The 20660-nt window shown below is 62.7% G+C and carries 20 protein-coding genes; 14 read left to right on the top strand and 6 right to left on the bottom strand.

What is annotated here, in order from left to right; all coding sequences use genetic code 11:
- The first annotated feature begins 58 nt into the window (after positions 1 to 58).
- Entirely contained in the window at positions 59 to 1399 is a 1341-nt protein-coding gene (locus tag AC1TXO_RS18980; RefSeq protein WP_486403162.1) for an MFS transporter, read from the top strand.
- Between the two features lie 75 nt (positions 1400 to 1474).
- On the opposite strand, the gene AC1TXO_RS18975 is transcribed toward AC1TXO_RS18980, so the two are convergent.
- The 5 genes from AC1TXO_RS18975 to flgA form a co-directional block, all read right to left on the bottom strand.
- Positions 1475 to 2806: an IS4 family transposase gene (locus AC1TXO_RS18975; protein ID WP_486403161.1), complete on the bottom strand. Its 1332-nt coding sequence runs from the start codon at positions 2804 to 2806 to the stop codon at positions 1475 to 1477.
- Between the two features lie 117 nt (positions 2807 to 2923).
- A complete protein-coding gene (locus AC1TXO_RS18970; RefSeq protein WP_486403160.1) occupies positions 2924 to 3667 on the bottom strand; it encodes a flagellar brake protein in 744 nt (247 codons plus the stop codon).
- Positions 3668 to 3748: 81 nt separating this feature from the next.
- Positions 3749 to 4216 (bottom strand): flagella synthesis protein FlgN, encoded by a 468-nt coding sequence (locus AC1TXO_RS18965; RefSeq protein ID WP_486403159.1) that lies wholly within the window; start codon positions 4214 to 4216, stop codon positions 3749 to 3751.
- A 46-nt stretch (positions 4217 to 4262) separates the two neighbouring features.
- Complete coding sequence (gene flgM / locus AC1TXO_RS18960; RefSeq protein WP_486403158.1) at positions 4263 to 4577, bottom strand: flagellar biosynthesis anti-sigma factor FlgM; 315 nt, start codon at positions 4575 to 4577, stop codon at positions 4263 to 4265.
- Positions 4578 to 4782: 205 nt separating this feature from the next.
- Positions 4783 to 5535 (bottom strand): flagellar basal body P-ring formation chaperone FlgA, encoded by a 753-nt coding sequence (gene flgA / locus AC1TXO_RS18955; protein ID WP_486403157.1) that lies wholly within the window; start codon positions 5533 to 5535, stop codon positions 4783 to 4785.
- A gap of 67 nt (positions 5536 to 5602) precedes the next feature.
- Between flgA and AC1TXO_RS18950 the strand changes: the two genes are divergently transcribed.
- Together AC1TXO_RS18950 and cheR are read left to right on the top strand one after the other, a co-directional pair.
- Positions 5603 to 6532, top strand: a complete 930-nt coding sequence (locus tag AC1TXO_RS18950; protein ID WP_486403156.1) for a chemotaxis protein CheV — start codon at positions 5603 to 5605, stop codon at positions 6530 to 6532.
- 52 nt (positions 6533 to 6584) lie between these two features.
- Complete coding sequence (gene cheR, locus AC1TXO_RS18945) at positions 6585 to 7412, top strand: protein-glutamate O-methyltransferase CheR (RefSeq protein ID WP_486403155.1); 828 nt, start codon at positions 6585 to 6587, stop codon at positions 7410 to 7412.
- Positions 7413 to 7512: 100 nt separating this feature from the next.
- Here cheR and AC1TXO_RS18940 read toward each other — a convergent pair whose 3' ends face one another.
- Positions 7513 to 10122: an autotransporter family protein gene (locus AC1TXO_RS18940; RefSeq protein ID WP_486403154.1), complete on the bottom strand. Its 2610-nt coding sequence runs from the start codon at positions 10120 to 10122 to the stop codon at positions 7513 to 7515.
- Positions 10123 to 10463: 341 nt separating this feature from the next.
- Between AC1TXO_RS18940 and flgB the strand changes: the two genes are divergently transcribed.
- From flgB to flgK, 11 genes are all read left to right on the top strand, one after another.
- Positions 10464 to 10871, top strand: coding sequence for a flagellar basal body rod protein FlgB (flgB, locus tag AC1TXO_RS18935; RefSeq protein WP_486403153.1), 408 nt, complete (start codon positions 10464 to 10466; stop codon positions 10869 to 10871).
- A gap of 2 nt (positions 10872 to 10873) precedes the next feature.
- Positions 10874 to 11317, top strand: a complete 444-nt coding sequence (gene flgC, locus AC1TXO_RS18930) for a flagellar basal body rod protein FlgC (RefSeq protein WP_054891905.1) — start codon at positions 10874 to 10876, stop codon at positions 11315 to 11317.
- 16 nt (positions 11318 to 11333) lie between these two features.
- Positions 11334 to 12020 (top strand): flagellar hook assembly protein FlgD, encoded by a 687-nt coding sequence (gene flgD, locus AC1TXO_RS18925; RefSeq protein ID WP_486403152.1) that lies wholly within the window; start codon positions 11334 to 11336, stop codon positions 12018 to 12020.
- 30 nt (positions 12021 to 12050) lie between these two features.
- The gene (gene flgE / locus AC1TXO_RS18920) at positions 12051 to 13409 is read left to right on the top strand and encodes a flagellar hook protein FlgE (RefSeq protein WP_486403151.1); all 1359 of its coding nucleotides are present in this window, start codon (positions 12051 to 12053) and stop codon (positions 13407 to 13409) included.
- A 72-nt stretch (positions 13410 to 13481) separates the two neighbouring features.
- Positions 13482 to 13664 (top strand): hypothetical protein, encoded by a 183-nt coding sequence (locus tag AC1TXO_RS18915; protein ID WP_486403150.1) that lies wholly within the window; start codon positions 13482 to 13484, stop codon positions 13662 to 13664.
- 275 nt (positions 13665 to 13939) lie between these two features.
- A complete protein-coding gene (locus AC1TXO_RS18910) occupies positions 13940 to 14680 on the top strand; it encodes a flagellar basal body rod protein FlgF (RefSeq protein ID WP_486403149.1) in 741 nt (246 codons plus the stop codon).
- Positions 14681 to 14728: 48 nt separating this feature from the next.
- On the top strand, positions 14729 to 15514 hold the full coding sequence (gene flgG, locus AC1TXO_RS18905) for a flagellar basal-body rod protein FlgG (RefSeq protein WP_486403148.1): 786 nt from the start codon (positions 14729 to 14731) through the stop codon (positions 15512 to 15514).
- 60 nt (positions 15515 to 15574) lie between these two features.
- Positions 15575 to 16270: a flagellar basal body L-ring protein FlgH gene (gene flgH, locus AC1TXO_RS18900; RefSeq protein WP_486403147.1), complete on the top strand. Its 696-nt coding sequence runs from the start codon at positions 15575 to 15577 to the stop codon at positions 16268 to 16270.
- A 12-nt stretch (positions 16271 to 16282) separates the two neighbouring features.
- Positions 16283 to 17392 (top strand): flagellar basal body P-ring protein FlgI, encoded by a 1110-nt coding sequence (locus tag AC1TXO_RS18895; protein WP_065862324.1) that lies wholly within the window; start codon positions 16283 to 16285, stop codon positions 17390 to 17392.
- 11 nt (positions 17393 to 17403) lie between these two features.
- Positions 17404 to 18597, top strand: a complete 1194-nt coding sequence (flgJ, locus tag AC1TXO_RS18890) for a flagellar assembly peptidoglycan hydrolase FlgJ (RefSeq protein WP_486403146.1) — start codon at positions 17404 to 17406, stop codon at positions 18595 to 18597.
- A 12-nt stretch (positions 18598 to 18609) separates the two neighbouring features.
- A complete protein-coding gene (flgK, locus tag AC1TXO_RS18885) occupies positions 18610 to 20655 on the top strand; it encodes a flagellar hook-associated protein FlgK (protein ID WP_486403145.1) in 2046 nt (681 codons plus the stop codon).
- Positions 20656 to 20660: the final 5 nt, after the last annotated feature.

The raw sequence follows: 20660 nt of genomic DNA, 5'->3' as shown, positions 1-20660 counted from the left end.
GTTTTTGCCCTTATGCTGCAAGCAGCCGCCACCTGACCAAGGGAGCTTCACGGGACCTATGCGAAATATATGGAAGCCGTTTCAGTCGTTGTATTTCGCCGCGCTGATGATGTTGATCGGCTCGGGCTTGCTCAGTACCTACCTCGCCCTGCGACTGGCCGCCGACCATGTCGATAGCCTGTGGATCGGTGCCTTGATGGCGGCCAACTACTTTGGCCTGGCACTGGGCGGCAAGATCGGTCACAGGCTGATTGGCCGGGTCGGGCACATACGTGCCTATGCCACCTGTGCGGGCATCGTTGGCGCGGCGGTGCTTGGCCACGGACTGACCAACTGGCTGCCGGCCTGGATCGGCCTGCGCATGATTGTCGGTCTTGGCATGATGTGCCAGTACATGGTCATCGAGAGCTGGCTGAACGAGCAGGCTGATGTGAAACACCGCGGTGCGGTGTTCAGCGGCTACATGATCGCCTCCTACCTGGGTTTGGTGCTGGGCCAGCTGATCCTCGTGGTGCACCCGGCGCTGGGGCCTGAGTTGCTGATGCTGGTGGCAATGTGCTTCGCCCTGTGCCTGGTGCCGGTGGCCATGACCCGCCGCATCCACCCGGCGCCGCTGCGCCCGGCGCCGATGGAGCCGAAGTTCTTCATCAAGCGCGTGCCGCAGTCGCTGAGCACGGTGCTGGGGGCGGGCCTGATCGTCGGTTCATTCTATGGTCTGGCACCGCTGTATGCGGCGCGCCAGGGCCTGAGCACCGAGCAGGTCGGTCTGTTCATGGGCTGCTGTATTTTCGCCGGGCTGCTGGTGCAGTGGCCGCTGGGCTGGCTGTCGGACCGTTATGATCGGGCGGTGCTGATCCGCAGTGTGTCGATTGGCCTGGCGGTGGTATCGCTGCCGCTGGCGATCCTGTCCAGTGTGCCGCTGGAGTTGCTGTTCGTTGCCGGCTTCACCGTCTCCTTGCTGCAGTTCTGCCTCTATCCATTGGCCGTGGCATTCTCCAACGACCATGTGGAGAGCGAGCGGCGGGTGTCGCTGACGGCAATGCTGCTGGTCACCTACGGGGTGGGCGCGAGCATCGGGCCGCTGGTGGCGGGCGTGCTGATGAAGGCGCTGGGCGCGCAGATGCTCTATGCCTTCTTCACTTTCTTCGCCCTGGTGCTGGTGTGGCGAATTCGACCGAAGGCCGTCACCGGGCTGCACCAGGTGCAGGACGCACCGCTGGGTCACGTGGCCATGCCGGCAGCGGGTTCGCCACTGTCTGCTGCGCTCGATCCGCGGGTCGACGAGCAGACCGTGCAGGATGTGATGCAGGCGCCGGTGGCGGCCGAGGATACCGAGGCCGAGGAGGAGAAGGGCACGGTTGCCAAGGAGCCACAGGCCGAGGTGGACAAGTCGGTCTGAGGGGCCGCCATGCGGGGCCCGCGACAGGGTCCTCGCAGACCAGAACGAAAACGCCACCGATCGGTGTAATGCTGTTCACTTAAGCGGAACAGCCTTACGGTCCACCGGATACCGGGTTTTGGAAATCTTCACCGTCCTTGGCCGCCCTGGCCTTGGGCGGTGATCCAGAAACATCCCCGCGACACCTCCCCGCATCTCAGCCAACCTTCTACCTGTAGCCGATACCGGATTGGCCGCAGCCATGACGATCAACTGCACGGCGATGTACTGGCAGCCCGGCTTGAAACGTATGTCAGAAGGCGTTCGGCCAAAGGCTACAGCCGCTTGGCTAGCCTCCCGACGGATGATGTTGTAAGCCAGCAAGAGTCCCCAGACCTCCTGATAGATCAGCTCGATTTTCTTGCTGCGCAGCGTCACGGCATTCTGTTGCATGGAGCTTTTGATGTCCCGGAAACCTAGCTCGATCTCCCAGCGCTCCAGGTACAGCTCGGCTACCGCGTCTGCGCTGTAACGGTCGGCAGGCAATGAGGTGAGCAGCGATCTGACGTGCCCCTGGCTTTCATAAGTGACTTCACGCACTTCCCAGTGCGTGGGCAAATCCGGGTTTCGTTTGCGAGCCTGGGGGGAGACCTTCATGCGAACACGCCGGTCGTGCTCGCCATAACGCTCAACTTCTTCCATGACCAGATTCTTGCGAGCCGGCGTCAACCAGTGACGATTTATACCCCCTTCAGCGACGCTCAATAGCAGGTCGGCACCCCAAAAGCCCTTATCGAATAACGTGATCGAGTCATCTGGAATCTGCCCGAGGAAGCTTTCGGCCAGGCGCATTTCGCTGCCCCGGTAAGGACTGAGCTGGGCGTCGAGGATCACATGGGAGCGCACATTCATCAGCGCAACGAGGCGCAGCATCGGGAACGGTGTCTGGCGCTCGGTGCCGGTGTTGCCTGAGCCAAAATGCTCTCGCAACTCAGGTGAGTCAGGCGTTCGCATCAATGCGCCGTCCACCGCGAACACTTGTAGGCCACCCCAGTCATCACCTTCGTATCGCTCGCAGCCCCACTGCTTGGCAGTCTGGCGGAACAGCGACTCGACTGGGTCGGCACCCAGCCGTTTACGCGCCTCAGTCACGCCGCTGCGCGCTAACAACTGATCAGAAGCCAATCCTTGGGCACAGATATTCAGGCGTCTGGCCACCTCGTGCACAGGTTCATCACGGAACAAGGCCATGCCCAGCACCAACCAAAGCACCTGATCGCTCGGCAAGCGGCGCCTCCGGATGGTGGCTTGTGTCGAAAGATTAAGCGCACTGGCAACCCACTCAACAGGGATGTTCTGGGTAAAAGTGCTGAGGTCAGAGAAGTTGAAGAGATCGCCGAGGTCGAGCAACTGCTGCTGAATGGGCATAAAAAATCCGATACCAGAGGGCTGGTATCGGATTTTCTAGAAACCCCGGCTTGGACTCAAATGCTTAAGTGAACAGCATTACACCGATCGGTGGCGTTTTTCATTCTCGCAGGACGATCAGTAGTCGTCTTTATCGAACCGCCGCGCTTCGCGCTGCAACTGATACACGAAGCTTTCGATCTTGCGCTGGCTCTGCCCGTTCAGATTGTGGAAGCGCACACCGGCGAAGGTGGTGTTGATGCGCTCTTCGAAGTGCAGGTGGCGCAACTCCACCATGACGTCGGCAAGGCCCAGCGGGTTGGCGGCCTTGAACCGCTCGTACACCTGGCCCAGTTGCAGGCGTTCTTCGACATTGCCTTCGAAGCGCAGCTTGCAGCCGGTGGCGGAGACGTCCAGCAGCTTGCCGCGCAGCGCACCGTTGCCCTTGAGGTGAGTGCCGTCGAGCATGATGTCGACCAGTTGCGACAGCTTCAGCGCGGCGCGGAAAGCGTTGCGGCGCTGGTGATAGGTCATTTCGGCAGGCAGCGGGCCGCGGTAGCAGCGGTGGCCATCGACTTCGCCGATGGTCAGTGCAGTGTCGCATTCCCAGGCGATGCGTACGCCGTCGTGAAAGCCCTCGACGCGGAAGGGTTCGCCGTTCTCGATGAATTTCTCGCCGTCACGCGGGATCATTTCGTCCAGCGCCAGCATGTTGCTGTCGCGGTCTACGTGGACCACGTAACTCTGGAAGCGCTGGCTGCGTTCGTGGAAGCTGATGATCAGCGGATCGTGGCTCTCCATCAGCTGGCGCAGGTTCGCCGAAATCTCCAAAGGGGTGGTCAGCACCTTTGGCGGCTGAGGAGCATCGGATTCATTGAACACGGGTAATCAATCTCCAGGCAAAAACGACACACGCAAGTAAAGGCATTTTGCCAGTATGTTCCGTGCCTTGAACAGGAATAATCACACCTGGCTGATTGCCCGGGGCTTGTCCATGGGGGAGGTGGTGCCACGGCTGTCGTACAGCGACGGAGAATCGCCGCCGTTGAGGATTCTGATCTGGTTGGCCGTGGCATGTTGCTGCACCTGGATGACCCGGCCGTTGGTCTCGTTGACCTTCTGGCAGGTGTCCATCAGCTGGGTGAGCGCATCGAGTTGCTGCAGGATGATCTCGCCGTTCGGCGATTGCGCAGCAACGGCTTGTACCCCTGCGCGGTCGGCACTGAGGCCGAGCTCGGTGAGCAGGTAATTGCGCCGCATGCCCTGCTGCTCGAGCAAAACGATCAGCGATTGCTTGCGGGCGAGGATGTTCTCCAGCACCAGCATGTCCCGACCGTGCAGGGCGACCGTTTCCTTCTGGAGAAGGTCGAGCAGTTCCTGGGTCGGCGCGATGTCGTCTTCGATCAGTTGCAGCAGTGTGGTGTCGTGCATGGCTGGCTCTTGGCTCTGGCGTCCTGGAAGTCAGCGCACCGTCAGGTTAGCGCTGTGCTTCGAAATCTAGCAGTTTGCTGGCGATCCGGCCGGCATCGACCTGGTAGCTGCCGTCTGCGATCGCCTGCTTCAACTGGGCCACGCGGGCGCTGTCGACGGCTGGTTGATCGCGCAGCTTGTCGCTGATCTTCTGCAACTGCTGTGCCTCTTGACTGAGGTGTACCGCCTCTCCGCTGACGCTGGCTGGCTTGCCTGCATCGCTGGCCACACCGGGTTTTTCGGTGCTGCCGGATGCGGCGGTGCCGCGAACGCCGCCCGTGACGGACGGAGAGTTATTCAAACGACTGAAGTCGATGACCATGATCAGAAACCTCTGGGTGAATAGGACGCTTGCCTTTGTTTCGGCCAACCCGAAACAAACTTTAGGCACAAATGTTCTGCCGTCCGTCAGCAAACCCGCATATCCCGATTTCTGACACAGTTTAGGAAAAGCGGTTCCTCGCCGCCAGTCCCGGGCCTTGCATTGTGTGTTTCGCCGACGATGGACTGTCGGCGGCTGTTGCAGCCTACATGGCCACTTCGACCTGCCCCGGCCCGACCACCGTGGCCTTGACCACGCGTTGCGAGTTGAGGTTGCGCACGCGGATCTGCTCGGTCAGGCCGCCCTTGCTCAGGGCTTCGCCCGGCATGCGCACGCTCAGGCCGCCGCTGCGCGCGGTGATCACCACGTGGTCGCCCTTGCGAATCACATCCGCCTGCTCCAGTTGCTGCAGGGTCAGAACCTGGTCGAGCGTGGTCGGACGCAGCAGTTTCATGCCCACGGCCTGGTCAAGCTCGCTCAGAAAACCCTGGCCGAGGCTGCTGACGTCGCGTTCACGCAGGGCCACATCGCCTTCGCCGATCACGCTCTCACGCTTGAGCGGGCGGGTCATCACCACCACGTCGCGAAACAGCTTGACCTGCGCCGGCACGAACACCGTCCAGGGAGAAGCGCCATCGCAGCGCACCCGCACCGTCACCCGTCCCAGCGGTTGCGCGGGGCTTTCCAGCGAAGCGTCCAGCTGCTGGCTGCACAGCGGCATGCGCAGGCGTGGATCGAGGTTGTTGACCTGGATGTCGTAGCGACCCACGGTCTGGGTCTTGGTCATGTAGTCTTCGACGGCGAATTCAAGAAACCCTTGGGTGACACCGATAAGCTGTTCAGGCAAGGTAAACGAATCCGCCAGCGTGCGAGCGCCGGATGCGAACAGGCATGCGATGGCCAGGGGGATGGCCAGCAGGCGCGTCGGTCGTCGGAAAAATGTCGTTTTCGTATACATACGCTCAAAAAAGCAAAGCCCGTGCCGACTTGTTGGCAAGCGAGCAGAAAAATAGAAGGAGTCTGGCATGGCTGGCGTTATGGATTCGGTCAACCAGCGCACGCAACTGGTTGGACAGAATCGCCTGGAACTGCTGTTGTTCCGTCTCAATGGCGATCAACTCTACGGCATCAACGTGTTCAAGGTTCGGGAAGTGCTGCAGTGCCCGGAGCTGACCCTGTTGCCCAAGTCCCATCCGGTGGTGCGCGGTGTGGCGAACATTCGGGGGGCGACCATCCCTATTCTCGACCTGTCGATGGCGACCGGTCTGCCGAGTCTCAAGGAAGAGACCCGTAACAGTTTCGTGATCATTACCGAGTACAACACCAAGACCCAGGGTTTCCTGGTGCATTCGGTCGAGCGCATCGTCAACATGAACTGGGAAGAGATCCATCCGCCACCCAAGGGCACCGGTCGCGATCACTACCTGACCGCGGTCACCCGGGTGGATAACCGCATGGTCGAGATCGTCGACGTGGAGAAGGTGCTCGCCGAAGTGGCGCCGTCGTCGGAGTCGGTGTCCGCCGGTGTGGTGGATGCCGAGGTGCAGGACAAGGCGGTGCTGCTGCGGGTACTGACCGTCGACGATTCGTCGGTGGCGCGCAAGCAGGTCAGCCGTTGCCTGCAGACCGTCGGCGTGGAGGTGGTGGCGCTCAACGACGGACGCCAGGCCCTGGACTACCTGCGCAAGCTGGTGGACGAGGGCAAGCGTCCGGAAGAAGAGTTCCTGATGATGATCTCCGACATTGAAATGCCGGAAATGGACGGCTATACCCTCACGGCAGAGATTCGCAGCGATCCGCGCATGCAAAAACTGCACATCGTCCTGCATACTTCGCTATCGGGTGTGTTCAACCAGGCGATGGTCAAGAAGGTCGGCGCTGACGACTTCCTGGCCAAGTTCAAGCCGGACGACCTGGCCCAGCGCGTGGTCGACCGGATCAAGGCGACGCATTGAAACGGCCGGGGGCCTTGCTCCCGGCGCAAGTGATTGAAAAGAGGCGGCAGCATTGTCTACGGGTAATTTGGATTTCGAACAGTTCCGGGTCTTCCTGGAGAAAGCCTGTGGCATCCTGCTGGGCGAAAATAAGCAGTATCTGGTGTCCAGCCGTCTCAACAAGCTGATGGAGCAACAGGGCATCAAGAGCCTGGGCGAGCTGGTGCAGCGTATCCAGACCCAGCCACGCAGCGGCCTGCGCGAGCAGGTGGTCGATGCCATGACCACCAACGAGACCCTGTGGTTTCGCGACACCTACCCGTTCGAAGTGCTGAAGAACAAGGTGATTCCCGAATTCATCCGCAACAACCCCGGCCAGCGCCTGCGCATGTGGTCGGCGGCCTGTTCGTCGGGGCAGGAGCCGTACTCGATCTCGATGGCGATCGACGAGTTCGAGCGCAGCAACCTGGGGCAGTTGAAGATGGGGGCGCAGATCGTTGCCACCGACCTGTCGGGTGCGATGCTCAACAACTGCAAGACGGGCGAGTACGACAGCCTGGCCATTGCCCGCGGCTTGTCGCAGGAGCGCCTGCAGCGCTACTTCGACCCCAAGGGGGCGGGTCGTTGGGCCGTGAAACCGGCGATTCGCAGCCGTGTCGAGTTTCGCTCGTTCAACCTGCTCGACAGTTATGCAGCGCTGGGCAAGTTCGACATCGTGTTCTGCCGCAACGTGCTGATCTACTTCTCGGCGCAGGTGAAGAAGGACATCCTCATGCGGATCCACTCGACGCTCAAGCCGGGCGGGTATCTGTTCCTGGGGGCTTCTGAGGCGCTGAATGGGTTGCCGGATCATTACCAGATGGTTCAGTGCAGCCCGGGAATCATCTATCAGGCCAAGTGAATGAAAAGGCCGGTATCGAGAGATACCGGCCTTTTCGTTTTCGGGCCTGGCCGTTGCTCGTGTGTCCAGTCAGCAAGGCCAGGATCGATCGAGGTTGCGATCAGAAGTCGTAGCGCACCTTCGCCGAGAACACATCGGCATTGAAGTCCGATTTGCCCACGTAGTCATAGTTGACCCCGAGGGTCACCGCACCCAGCTTGTAGTCGGCACCGATACCCGCTTCGTAGCTGTTGCGCACCGCGCTCGCACCTTGGGTCACGAACGGAGTGTTGCCGAGCAGGAAGGTCGAGGTGCTGTTGGTCTGGTCGGCGGCGAAGTCGTGGTAGGCCATCAGCTTGAGCTGCGGCTCCAGCCTGCCGACGCCCACGGCATAGCTGCCTGCCACCCGCACACCGGCGCCGAGTTCCAGGGTTTCGTAGCGTTCGTCTTCGACCTTCAGCGCCGCAGACGAACCCTTCTCGCGGTACCCATCAATGTCGACGCGGCTGTAGCGGGCGGCCACGCGCGGTTCGACCAGCAGGTGCGGGTCGAGGCGCCAGGTGTAGCCGCCTACCAGGTTGGCCGCCAATTGCTTGCTGTCGTAGTCGGCCTTGGCGCGGGTGTCGGCGATCTCGCGCTTGCCTTCGTTGTCGCCGAAGCCGTAGGTCAGGCTGGCGTCGACGAAGTAATTGCCCAGCGTGTAGGCGCTGTACAGGGTGAAGGCATGGCTCTCTACCGACGTCTTGTTGCCACTGCTGCCGTTGACGTCAGTGTCCAGGAAGCTGTACGCCAGGCCCAGGGTGAGCTGGTCGTCGAGCTTGCCATCGGCGCCGACGGCAATGCCGCGACTATAGGCGTTGTAACCCGCCACGCCGTCGCGGGTGCTCTGGGTGGCGTCACTGTACAGCGATTGAATCCACACGCCGGCCTGGCTGAAGCCTTCCCCCGACGAGGCACCACGCAGGTTGCTGGCGCGGCTGCTGATGGCGTTGCCGATCATGCGCTGGCTGCCCGTGGCCGCCTGGCGTGCACCGCCGTTGACCTCGGGTGCCAGCTGGCGGGCCAGTCTCGCGACCTGAGCCTGGTCGGCGTTGGCGGCGTAGGCCAGCAGCGGGTCGCCCTTGGGCAGTTGCGCCAGCAGGCCGTTGTCGATGGCGTTGCCGATCGCGCCCTGGGCATTGCCGTTGCCGCCACCTTCCTTGACGATTTCCGTGACTTCTTCGGCCGGCTTGGTGGTGACCTGTGCGTAGACCTTGTTGTCTTCCACCGCGCTGCTCTGCACGCGCAACAGTGCCGAGGTGCTGGTGACCTGGATACCGTTGGGGTCCAGGCTGTGGCCGGCGGTATCGACCAGTTGCACCTGGCCGGCTTCGACCAGCAGGTAGCGCGAGCCGGACGGCTGGAAGTCCTCCTCGTCGGCGTGCAGGGCGATGCGTGAGCCTTGCTCGAACCTGCTGGTGCCGCTGACCTTGAGTACCGCCACGCTCGGGTCGGTTTCGCTGGACAGTTCCAGGCCCAGCGCCGAGTTGCCGGCGATCGACAGGTTGCCGTCGATCACGGTGCGGGTTGCGGTCAGTGACAGGGTTGCGCGGGTATCATCGCCCAGGTAGCCGACGTCGATCCAGCCGTCGGGCTTGAGGCGGATGTCCGGGGTGGTGTGGGGCAGATAATGGGACTGGAACTCGCTGTTGCCCTCGACCTCGATGTTGCTCAATCCGTCGAGCATGCCGGTGATCTGGCTGCCCTCGCGCAGGATGAGCTCGACCGGCCGATTGCTGTGGCTGGCGTCGATGGCGACCTGGGCCATGATGGTGCCGCTGTTGAAGATGTTCAGGTCGCCGTGGTCGCGATAACCAGGTTGCTGGCCGGGGGCGTCGAACGCTACATCGCCGATGCGAATGCCGGTGCCGCTCATGGCGTAGATCGAGCCACGGTTGTCGATGTGTCTTCCGAGGTTGGTGGTCAGGGTTGCACCGTCGAGCGCGATGGCCTGGCTGTTGGTATCGCTGGCGACGATGTTGCCGTAGTTTCCGATGCTGTCCAGGCGGGTTGGCATGCCGGCGGCGCCGCCGCGCGAAGTGGCGTTGACGCTGATGGCGTTGGGGCCGCTGCTTTCGATGGCGCCGCGGTTGATGATCTTGCCCTGCACGGTGGCACCGGCCAGGTTGAGGGTGATCGCGTTGTAGCCATAGGCGCGGACCTTGGCGTCCTGGGCATTGACCAGGTCACCCTTGATCAGCGTCGATCGGCCGGGGGCGCTGGCCAGGTTGATGCCGTAGGCCTCTCGTCGGTTCACGATGCCGATACCGGTGCCGGCCTGCAGCGTGCCCTGGTTGACCAGGCTGCCATCGACGGTGGTATTGCTGATTTTCAGCGCATTGCCATCGAGGCTGGTGCTCCTGACGAACGCCTGGTTCACCAGGTCGCCGGTCACCTGGCTGTTGCGCAGGGTAAGGGCATCGCTGCGATTGACCATGTCAACGGTGGTGCGGTCGTTGTCGTTGATCGGGCTGTTGAAGGTCAGGCCGCCCTGTACCTTGGCGTCGTCGAGCACGATCGCGCTGCGGGAGATATTGGTGAAGCTGCCGCCGAACTCGAGCCCATTTGCGTAGTTCTGGTGGCTGGAGCTGAAGCCTGCATCGGTCAGCTGGACGGTCTGGCCGTGGGCGGGCAGGGCGCTGGCAGCGATGGCCAGGGCAAGCAGGGTCTTGCGGTAGTTCAGCGAGGGCACGGTTTCTTCCTTGGAAGGCGATGAGGACGGTGCGCATCCATGCTGACCCTGAAACCGTAAACCGTGGCTTCATGCCACATCTCTGCGCGGGTGCGAATCCTACGCCGGATAGTGGCAAAATAACACTATCGCGTTGACGTCAATTTTTTGGATTGCCGCTTTTGCCGCTCGGCAATTGCCGCTCCCCCGTCATCAGGCGGAAGCACTTTGCCGCTTTTCTGGCATGGGCGCCGTTTCGTTATGTAGCCGATGCCCGGTATTGCTGGGCTTGCGGGTGTTGGCACAGCCCTTGCTAAAGCTTGAGCAACGCAACGCTGGTCAACCTTCGAAGGTTCCCCGACATGAGCATCAGCTTCGACAAGGCCCTCGGCATCCATGAACAGGCACTGGGCTTTCGCGCCCAGCGCGCCGAGGTGCTGGCCAACAACATCGCCAACGCCGACACGCCCAACTACAAGGCGCGTGACATGGACTTTTCCTCGGTGCTTGCCGCCGAGGCAGACAAACAAAGCAACGGGCGTATCTCGCTGACCCGCACCAACGGCCATCACATCGAGGCCGAAGGCCTGGCCATGGGCGACGACAGCCTCAAGTACCGCACGCCGATGCAGCCGTCGATCGACCAGAACACCGTTGATGCCCAGATCGAGCAGTCGAACTACGCGCAGAACGCCATCGACTTCCAGGCCAGCTTCACCTTGCTCAACAGTAAATTCAAAGGGCTGGTATCGGCCCTGCGCGGAGAGTGACCATGTCCCTTGCCAGTGTCTTCAATATCGCCGGTAGCGGCATGAGTGCGCAGAACACGCGCCTGAACACCGTCGCCTCGAACATCGCCAACGCCGAGACCGTCTCGTCGAGCATCGACCAGACCTATCGTGCGCGCCATCCGGTGTTCGCCACCACCTTCGAGCAGGCCCAGAACGGTGCCGGCCAGTCGCTGTTCGACGACCAGGGCCAGGCCGGGCAGGGCGTGCAGGTCAAGGGCATCATCGAGGACCAGAGCAATCTGGAAGCCCGCTACGAGCCCAATCACCCGGCGGCGAACAAGGACGGCTACGTCTACTACCCGAACGTCAACGTGGTCGAGGAGATGGCTGACATGATCTCCGCCAGCCGTGCGTTCCAGACCAACGCCGAGCTGATGAACACCGCCAAGACCATGATGCAGAAGGTGCTGACCCTGGGTCAGTGATTGAGGAGCGCAAAGCATGGCAGTCAATGTTAATGATGTGCTCGCCAATTCCGGTGTGAGCAACGGCACCAAGAAGCCCACCAGCGAGCCGACCGACAAGAACGCGCTGGGCAAGGATGCGTTCCTGCAGTTGCTGGTCACCCAGATGCAGCACCAGAACCCGCTCGACCCGCAGGACAACGGCGAGTTCGTCGCCCAGCTGGCGCAGTTCAGCAGCCTGGAAGGCATCCAGACCCTCAACCAGTCGGTCAATGCCATTACCGGTGCATTGGGTTCGTCCCAGGCGCTGCAGGCTTCGTCGCTGGTCGGTCGCTCGGTGATCGTGCAGAACGACAAGGCCCTGGTCGATCCGAGCAAGAGCTTCAACGGCCAGGTCGTGGTGCCGCAGAACATCGAGAGCGGCAAGATCACGATCAAGGACAAGGACGGCAACGTCGTCAAGACCCTCCAGCTGGGCGAGCAGAAGAAGGGCACAGCCGACTTCATCTGGGACGGCACCAACGACAAGGGCGAGAAAGTCGCTGCGGGCAACTACACCTTCACCGCGACCACCACCGTCGATGGCAAGGCCCAGGAGATGTACACGCTGCTGCCGGCCACCGTCACCAGTGTCACCGTCGGCGGTACCGGCGGCGAGATGATGCTCAACCTGGCGGGTATCGGCAAGGTCGGCATCTCCAAAGTACAAACCATCGGAATCTAAGGCCGGACTGTTCGGCAGAAGGAGCAACGCATGTCTTTCAATATCGGCCTTAGCGGTCTCTACGCAGCCAACAAGCAACTGGACGTCACCGGCAACAACATCGCCAACGTCAACACCACCGGCTTCAAGTCCTCGCGTGCCGAGTTCGCCGACGTCTATGCCGGTGCCAACCGCCTGGGCGTCGGTCAGAACCAGGTGGGCAACGGTGTGCGCCTGGCGGCCGTGTCGCAGCAGTTCACCCAGGGTGACGTGAACAACACCGGCAACGTGCTGGACATGGGTATCCAGGGTCAGGGCTATTTCGTCCTCTCCGACAACGGCTCGCTGACCTACACCCGTGCCGGTGCCTTCCGCACCGACAAGGACAACAACGTGGTGACCTCCGATGGCCTGAACCTGCAGGGCTACGCCGCCGACAGCAGTGGCAAGATCCAGAAGGGCATCCTCACCAACCTGAAGATCGATACCTCGGCGCTGGCCCCGAAAGCCACCACCCTGATCGACCAGGGCATCAACCTGAACTCCTCCGCCGACACCATCCCGCTGGAAGTGTCCAACGGCGCGACCCCGCCGGTGATGGTGCCGAACAAGCCGTTCGACCCGGCCGACCAGTCGACCTACACCAAGTCCTTCCCGACCAAGGTGTACGACAGCCAGGGCAATGAGCACACCATGGAGCAGTTCTACCGCAAGACCGGCACCAACGAGTGGACCATGTACACCCTGGTCGACGGTCGCAACCCGTTGAATCCGGGCAGCACCACGCCGCTGACCGGCACCATGACCTTCAACTCCGATGGCAGCATCAAGGCCATGGCCACCGACAACACCACGGTGCCGGCGGCTTCCTGGAGCGTGACCAACAACACCTTCAGCCTCAAGGGCTGGATCCCGGCTGCCAAGGATGCCGCCGGCAACTGGGCGGCCAACGGTTCGACCGGCAATGCCGACGGCATGCGCCTGGCCATGAACAGCACCACCTCGTACAACACCGAGACCGCGCGCATGTCGCAGAACCAGGACGGCTATGCCACCGGCATCCTGTCGAGCCTGTCGATCGACTCCACTGGCGTGATGTTCGCCAGCTTCAGCAACCAGCAGTCGCGCGCCATCGGCCAGGTGGCCATCGCCAGCTTCGCCAACGACCAGGGCCTGCAGCAGATCGGCGGCACCCGCTGGAAGGAGACCTTCTCCTCGGGTATCCCGGGTATCGACGCGCCGAAGACCGGCACCCTGGGCTCGGTCGAGTCCAACTCGCTGGAGGCGTCCAACGTCAACCTGACCCAGGAGCTGGTCGAGCTGATCAAGGCGCAGAGCAACTACCAGGCCAACGCCAAGACCATCTCTACCGAAAGCACCATCATGCAGACCATCATCCAGATGACCTGATGGTCGCGGGTTGAGTGTGTCTGGACGAGCCCCTTTCCCGTGAAGGGGTTCGTCGTTTTTGTCGGAGGCATCATGAGAAAACTGGCTGTCGCACTGCTGACGGCGCTGTGCCTGCTCCAGGCCCAGGCCGGTACGGCCTCCTGGTGGCGCTGGGAAAGCCAGGTGGATGGGCGACTGGTGTGCTCGCAATGGTCGCCGGGGGAGGGCTGGAAGCGCTTTGCCGGGCCTTACAACAATGGTGGGTGCCGGGATTAGGCTCTCAAGGCGTTTCATGCAGACCCTGCCAAGGGCTTGAAGGCGGCAGTGTCTGCTTCGCGGCCACGACACCACTGTTGCTGAACTTTGGCACCCCTTTGCCGCGAGCGGCAATGCAGCGCCGGATAACCGACGTTCCGCCCTTGGCAAAAACCCGTAATAGCCCGTATCCACGGGCTTTTTCCTGTCCTTGAAAAAGTTGGTTCGGAACTTGCTTTATAGCCTGCATAGCAACGGTGAGCGGTAATCGATCGCCAGTGCAGCGGAGGATGACTGTGGACAAGATGCTTTACGTGGCCATGACCGGCGCCGCCCAGAACGCGGTGGCCCAGAAGGCCCATGCCAACAACCTGGCGAACGTTTCCACCACCGGTTTTCAGCGTGACCTGGAGCAGGCGCGTTCGATGCCGGTGTTCGGCGACAGCTTTCCGGCGCGTGCCTTCGCCATGAGCGAACGCCCGGCCACCGACTTCACCGCAGGCCCGATGATCGAGACCGGTCGCGAGCTGGACGTGGCGGTCAGCGGCAACGGCTTCATCGCCGTGCAGGCCCCCGACGGCAGCGAAGCCTATGTACGCACCGGCAGCCTGAACATCGACGCCCTCGGCGTGCTGCGTGCCGGCAACGGCATGCCGGTGATCGGCAACGGCGGTCCGATCGCCATTCCGCCAGAGCAGAAGGTCGAGGTTGGCGACGACGGCACCATCAGCATCCGCGCCATGGGTGAAGACCCGCGCGTGATGGCCGAGGTCGACCGCATCAAGCTGGTCAACCCCGACATCAAGAACATCAGCAAGGGTCTCGATGGCCTGATCCACACCAACAACGGCCAGCCGGCCGATGCGGACGTCAACGTCCGGGTGGTGTCGGGCTTCCTCGAGGGCAGCAACGTCAACGCCGTCGAAGAGATGACCTCGGTGCTGACCCTGTCCCGCCAGTTCGAGCTGCACGTCAAGATGATGAAGACTGCCGAGCAGGGCGACGAAGCCATGGCTCGGGTTTTGCAAATCAGCTAATTACCTTTGAACGGGTGCCGTAAAACAGGCGCACGAGGAGAACATTAAATGCTTCCGGCTCTCTGGGTCGCTAAAACCGGCCTGTCCGCCCAGGACACCAACCTGACGGTCATCTCCAACAACCTGGCCAACGTCTCGACCACCGGCTTCAAGCGCGATCGCGCCGAGTTCCAGGACCTGCTGTACCAGACCAAGCGTCAGCCTGGTGCCCAGTCGACCCAGGACAGCGAACTGCCCTCGGGTCTGCAGGTGGGTACTGGTGTGCGCATCGTCGGCACCCAGAAGAACTTCCAGACCGGCAGCCTGCAGACCACCGAGAACCCGCTGGACCTGGCGGTCAACGGCCGTGGCTTCTTCCAGGTGCTGCAGCCTGATGGCACCGTTTCCTACACCCGCGACGGTACCTTCCACCTGAACTCCGATGGCCAGATCGTCACCGCCAACGGCTTCGCCCTGGAACCTGCCATCGTCGTGCCGCCGGAGGCCCAGACCTTCACCGTCGGCCAGGACGGCACCGTGTCGATCACCACCGCCGGCAACGCTGCGGCGCAGATCATCGGCAACATCCAGACCGCCGACTTCATCAACCCGGCCGGCCTGCAGGCGATCGGCAACAACCTGTTCTTCGAGACCGCTGCCAGCGGCGCGCCGCAGATCGGCACCCCGGGCCTGAACGGCTTCGGCACCACCCTGCAGCAGACCCTGGAAAACTCCAACGTCAGCACCGTCGAAGAGCTGGTGAACATGATCACCACCCAGCGCGCCTACGAGATGAACTCCAAGGTCATCTCCACCGCCGACCAGATGCTCTCGTTCGTCACCCAGCAACTGTAAGCCCTGGCTCTAGCTACCCGGCCGCTGTCGCAGCGCCTGTTACACCGTGAGGTAAGCGTCATGAATCGTCTGTTGTCCGTCGTCGCCCTGGGAGCGGCTGTAGTGCTGGCCGGTTGCGTTGCCCCGGCGGCAAAGCCCAACGACCCGTACTATGCGCCCGTGCTGCCGCGCACGCCCCTGCCGTCGGCGGCCAACAACGGTTCGATCTACCAGGCCGGTTTCGAGCAGGACATGTATGGCGATCGCAAGGCGTTCCGCGTCGGTGACATCATCACCATCACCCTCAACGAACGCACCTCGGCGAGCAAGAACGCCGGCTCGCAGATCCAGAAGGACAGCAACGCCAACATCGGTCTGACCTCGCTGTTCGGCGCCACGCCCAACACCAACAACCCGTTCGGTGGTGGCGACCTGTCGCTGAACGCTGGCTACAAGGGCGAGCGCGCCACCAAGGGCGCCAGCCAGGCCAGCCAGGGCAATACCCTGACCGGCTCGATCACCGTGACCGTGGCCGAGGTGCTGCCCAACGGCATCATCGCCGTGCGCGGCGAGAAGTGGATGACCCTCAACACCGGCGAGGAGCTGGTGCGCATCGCCGGCCTGATCCGCGCCGACGACATCGCCACCGACAACACCGTGCCGTCCACCCGGGTGGCCGACGCGCGCATCACCTATTCGGGTACCGGCTCCTTTGCCGATGCCAGCCAGCCCGGGTGGCTGGACCGCTTCTTCCTGAGCCCGCTTTGGCCCTTCTGAGTACGGATGACCATGTTCAACGCCAGGCAGTTGATTGCCGCGACCCTGCTCCTGTCCTTCGCATTCGGCGCACATGCCGAGCGCCTGAAGGATATCGCCAGCATTTCCGGCGTGCGCGCCAACCAGTTGATCGGCTACGGCCTGGTGGTGGGGCTCAACGGCACCGGTGACCAGACCACCCAGACCCCGTTCACCCTGCAGACCTTCAACAACATGCTGTCGCAGTTCGGCATCAAGGTGCCGCCAGGATCGGGCAACGTGCAGTTGAAGAACGTTGCGGCGGTGTCGGTGCATGCCGACCTGCCAGCCTTTGCCAAGCCCGGCCAGGTGATCGACATCACCGTGTCGTCGATCGGCAACTCCAAGAGCCTGCGCGGCGGCAGCCTGCTGATGACCCCGCTCAAGGGGATCGATGGCAACGTCTATGCCATCGCCCAGGGCAACCTGGTGGTCGGCGGCTTCGACGCCGAAGGCCGTGACGGCTCGAAGATCACCGTCAACGTACCATCGGCCGGTCGCATTCCGGGTGGTGCCTCGGTCGAACGCGCAGTGCCGAGCGGTTTCAACCAGGGCAACAGCCTGACCCTGAACCTCAACCGTCCCGACTTCACCACCGCCAAGCGCATCGTCGACAAGGTCAACGAGCTGCTGGGTCCGGGTGTCGCCCAGGCGCTGGATGGCGGTTCGGTGCGGGTGACCGCGCCGATGGACCCGAGCCAGCGGGTCGATTACCTGTCGATCCTCGAGAACCTGGAAATCGATCCGGGCCAGGCCGTGGCCAAGGTCATCATCAACTCGCGTACCGGTACCATCGTCATTGGCCAGAACGTCAAGGTGTCGCCGGCCGCCGTCACCCACGGCAGCCTGACCGTGACCATCACCGAAGACCCGATCGTCAGCCAGCCGGGGCCGTTCTCCAACGGCCAGACCGCCGTGGTGCCGCGTTCGCGGGTCAATGCGCAACAGGAAGCCAAGCCGATGTTCAAGTTCGGCCCGGGCACCACGCTGGATGAGATCGTCCGCGCGGTGAACCAGGTCGGCGCGGCACCGGGCGACCTGATGGCGATCCTCGAAGCCCTGAAACAGGCCGGCGCCTTGCAGGCCGACCTGATCGTGATCTGAGGACGCTGGCGATGAATCCCAAGAGCCTGGTCTCGAGCAGCGCCGACAGCGGCGCCTACACCGACCTCAACCGTCTGAGCTCGCTCAAGCACGGAGATCGCGACAGCGAGGCCAACATCCGCAAGGTGGCCCAGGAGTTCGAGTCGCTGTTCATCGGCGAGATGCTCAAGGCGTCGCGCAAGGCCGGCGATGTGCTGGCTGCCGACGACCCGATGAACACCGAGACGGTCAAGCAGTACCGCGACATGTACGACCAGCAGCTGGCAGTGAGCATGTCGCGTGAAGGCGGCGGCATCGGCCTGCAGGATGTACTGGTGCGCCAGCTTTCCAAGAACAAGGCCGCGCGCCCGAACACCAGCCCGTTCCCACGTATCGACGGCAATGCGCCGGCGCTGTGGGGCACCAAGGTGGTTACTCCAACCCACGTCGCCGAATCGACCGCAACGCGCAACGACGTTGCCGCGCTCAATTCGCGGCGCCTGGCGCTGCCCGGCAAGCTCACCGACCGCCTGCTCGCCGGCATCGTGCCCTCGGCCGCCAATCCGGCGGCGACCAACACCTCGGCGCTGCCGGGCCGCGGCGACATCCCGCCTGGTGGCGTGGCCACCGGTGACTGGGAGCCGGCCCAGGCCTTCGCCGCCCCAGGGCGCGGCATGCAGATTCTCGGGCGTGCCGTGGCCCAGCCACCGCTGGCACCGAAGAAAGCCTTCGCCGACAGCGACGAATTCGTCGCCACCATGCTGCCGATGGCCGAGCAGGCCGCCAAGCGCATCGGTATCGATCCGCGCTACCTGGTGGCCCAGGCTGCCCTGGAAACCGGCTGGGGCAAATCGGTCATGCGCAACACCGATGGCAGCAGCAGCCACAACCTGTTCGGCATCAAGGCCACCGGTAGCTGGCAGGGCGGCGAGGCGAGGGCGATCACCAGCGAATTCCGCAACGGCCAGTTCGTCAAGGAGACCGCAGCGTTCCGTTCCTACGACTCCTACCAGGACAGTTTCCACGACCTGGTGAGCCTGCTGCAGAACAACGCGCGCTATCAAGATGCAGTGAAGTCGGCCGATAACCCGGAACAGTTTGTGCGAGAGCTGCAGAAGGCCGGGTATGCCACCGACCCGAACTACGCCAGCAAGATCTCGCAGATCGCAAGGCAGATGAAGTCGGACACGAGCTACGCAATGCTCGGGACCACCACGCAACTTTAAGGGCATCGAATCATGGCGAGCTTGATCAATATTGGCATGTCGGGGCTGGGCGCCGCGCAGTCGGGGATGTACACCCTGGGCAACAACATTTCCAACGCCGATGTGGAAAGTTACTCGCGCCAGCAGAACGTGCAGAAGACCAAGGGCTCGCAGCAGAACGGCAACGTCTTCATCGGCAGCGGCACCACGCTGGCCGACGTACGCCGGGTGTACAACTCGTTCCTCGAGAACCAGCTGCGCACCACCACCTCGCTGTCCAGCGATGCCAACTCGTACCTGAACCAGATCAACCCGCTCGATACCGCCCTGTCGAGCGCTGACACTGGCATCACGGCGGCCCTCAAGGGTTTCTTCACCGCCATGCAGGATGCCGCGGCCAAACCCAACGAAGATGCCTCTCGCCAGTTGCTGCTGACCAGCGCCCAGTCGCTGGCCAAGCGCTTCAACAGCCTGTCGACGCAGCTCAACCAGCAGAACAGCAACCTCAACGCCAACATGGCGTCGATTGCCGACCAGGTGAACAAGCTCACCTCGACCATCGCCCAATACAACGACCAGATCGCCCGCGTCTCGGCGATCCAGGGCCAGCCGAACGACCTGCTCGACAAGCGTGACGGCGCCGTGCGCGACCTGAACAAGCTGATCGGCAGTCAGGTGGTGGAGCGCGAAGGCAACTACGACATCTACCTGCCCAACGGCCAGGCACTGGTGCTGGGCAAGACCACCCAGGCGCTGGAAGTGGCGCCGAGCCGCAACGATCCGACGCGCATGAGCCTGCTGATCAACCGCGGCAGCACCAAGATGGACATCACCGACACCACCACCGGTGGCGAGCTCGGTGGCCTGCTGCGCTACCGCAAGGAAACCCTGGACCCTGCGCTCAACGAGCTGGGGCGCGTGGCGCTGGTGGTGTCCGATGCGATCAACAGCCAACTGGCCCAGGGCGTCGACAAGAACGGTGAATTCGGTGCGCTGCTGTTCGGCGATATCAACAGCGCCAAGGCCATCAGCGAGCGCAGCATCGCGCGCCAGGGCAACAGTGCAGGCTCCGGCAACCTCGATGTGACCATCAAGGATACCGGCAAGCTCGGCACCAGCGACTACCAGGTAACCTTCACCAGCGCCACCGGCTACAACGTGCGCAAGCTGCCCGAAGGCACCGACATGGGCAACTTCGATCTCAACGACAACCCCCCGAAAGTGATCGACGGCTTCAGCCTCTCGCTCAACGGTGGTGCCGTGGCCGCCGGTGACAGCTTCAAGGTCACCCCGACCCGCAACGCTGCAGCCGGCATCGAGTCGGTGCTGACCGATCCCAAGCGCCTGGCGCTGTCTGCGCCGTTGGGTGCGGTCAGTGGATCGGGCAACAAGGGCACCGGGCAGATCACCCAGCCGAACCTGACCTCCAAGCTGGACATCTACAATGCTGCCGACCGCGCTCAACTGCAGACCGGCCTGAAATACTCGACCCCGGTCAAGCTGGTGTTCGGTGACGACACTGCATCGCCCCAGGGCTACACCCTGTACGACGCCAAGGGCAACTCCATCGGTACCGGCACCATCGTGCCTGGCCAGAGCAACAAGCTGCAGCTCTCGGTGCCGATGGTCGATGGCTCCGGCAACCCAATCATGGACGGCGCTACCCAGCGTTCGTTCACCTTCGAGATGGAAGTGGCCGGTGCGCCGAAGAACGGCGACAGCTTCACCGTCTCGCTGACCGGCGCAGGTTCCTCCGACAACCGCAACGCCAAGTCGGTGATCGACCTGCAGACCAAGTCCACCGTGGAAGTCGGCGCCGACGGCAAGGGCATCAGCATGACCGATGCCTACGCCAAGCTGGTGTCCAACGTCGGCGGCAAGGCGGGCCAGGCGAGCATGGACGCCGACGCCACCAATGCGCTGCAGAAGTCGGCGCTCGATGGGCGCAACGCCGTCTCTGGTGTGTCGATCGACGAAGAGACCGGCAACCTCATCAAGTTCCAGCAGTACTACACCGCGTCGTCGCAGATCATCAAGGCGGCCCAGGAAACCTTCGCCACCTTGATCAACAGCCTTTAAGGAGC

Source organism: Pseudomonas sp. FA117 (assembly GCF_057370475.1).
The sequence above is the reverse complement of the archived record's forward strand: the minus strand, read 5'-3'. Positions and strand labels throughout refer to the sequence as shown.

Coding starts and splice junctions, on each gene's coding strand:
- AC1TXO_RS18980 (WP_486403162.1), top strand. CDS start 59: ATGCGAAATATATGGAAGCCGTTTCAGTCGTTGTATTTCGCCGCGCTG.
- AC1TXO_RS18975 (WP_486403161.1), bottom strand. CDS start 2,806: ATGCCCATTCAGCAGCAGTTGCTCGACCTCGGCGATCTCTTCAACTTC.
- AC1TXO_RS18965 (WP_486403159.1), bottom strand. CDS start 4,216: ATGCACGACACCACACTGCTGCAACTGATCGAAGACGACATCGCGCCG.
- flgM (WP_486403158.1), bottom strand. CDS start 4,577: ATGGTCATCGACTTCAGTCGTTTGAATAACTCTCCGTCCGTCACGGGC.
- flgA (WP_486403157.1), bottom strand. CDS start 5,535: ATGTATACGAAAACGACATTTTTCCGACGACCGACGCGCCTGCTGGCC.
- AC1TXO_RS18950 (WP_486403156.1), top strand. CDS start 5,603: ATGGCTGGCGTTATGGATTCGGTCAACCAGCGCACGCAACTGGTTGGA.
- flgB (WP_486403153.1), top strand. CDS start 10,464: ATGAGCATCAGCTTCGACAAGGCCCTCGGCATCCATGAACAGGCACTG.
- flgC (WP_054891905.1), top strand. CDS start 10,874: ATGTCCCTTGCCAGTGTCTTCAATATCGCCGGTAGCGGCATGAGTGCG.
- flgD (WP_486403152.1), top strand. CDS start 11,334: ATGGCAGTCAATGTTAATGATGTGCTCGCCAATTCCGGTGTGAGCAAC.
- flgE (WP_486403151.1), top strand. CDS start 12,051: ATGTCTTTCAATATCGGCCTTAGCGGTCTCTACGCAGCCAACAAGCAA.
- AC1TXO_RS18915 (WP_486403150.1), top strand. CDS start 13,482: ATGAGAAAACTGGCTGTCGCACTGCTGACGGCGCTGTGCCTGCTCCAG.
- flgG (WP_486403148.1), top strand. CDS start 14,729: ATGCTTCCGGCTCTCTGGGTCGCTAAAACCGGCCTGTCCGCCCAGGAC.
- flgH (WP_486403147.1), top strand. CDS start 15,575: ATGAATCGTCTGTTGTCCGTCGTCGCCCTGGGAGCGGCTGTAGTGCTG.
- AC1TXO_RS18895 (WP_065862324.1), top strand. CDS start 16,283: ATGTTCAACGCCAGGCAGTTGATTGCCGCGACCCTGCTCCTGTCCTTC.
- flgJ (WP_486403146.1), top strand. CDS start 17,404: ATGAATCCCAAGAGCCTGGTCTCGAGCAGCGCCGACAGCGGCGCCTAC.
- flgK (WP_486403145.1), top strand. CDS start 18,610: ATGGCGAGCTTGATCAATATTGGCATGTCGGGGCTGGGCGCCGCGCAG.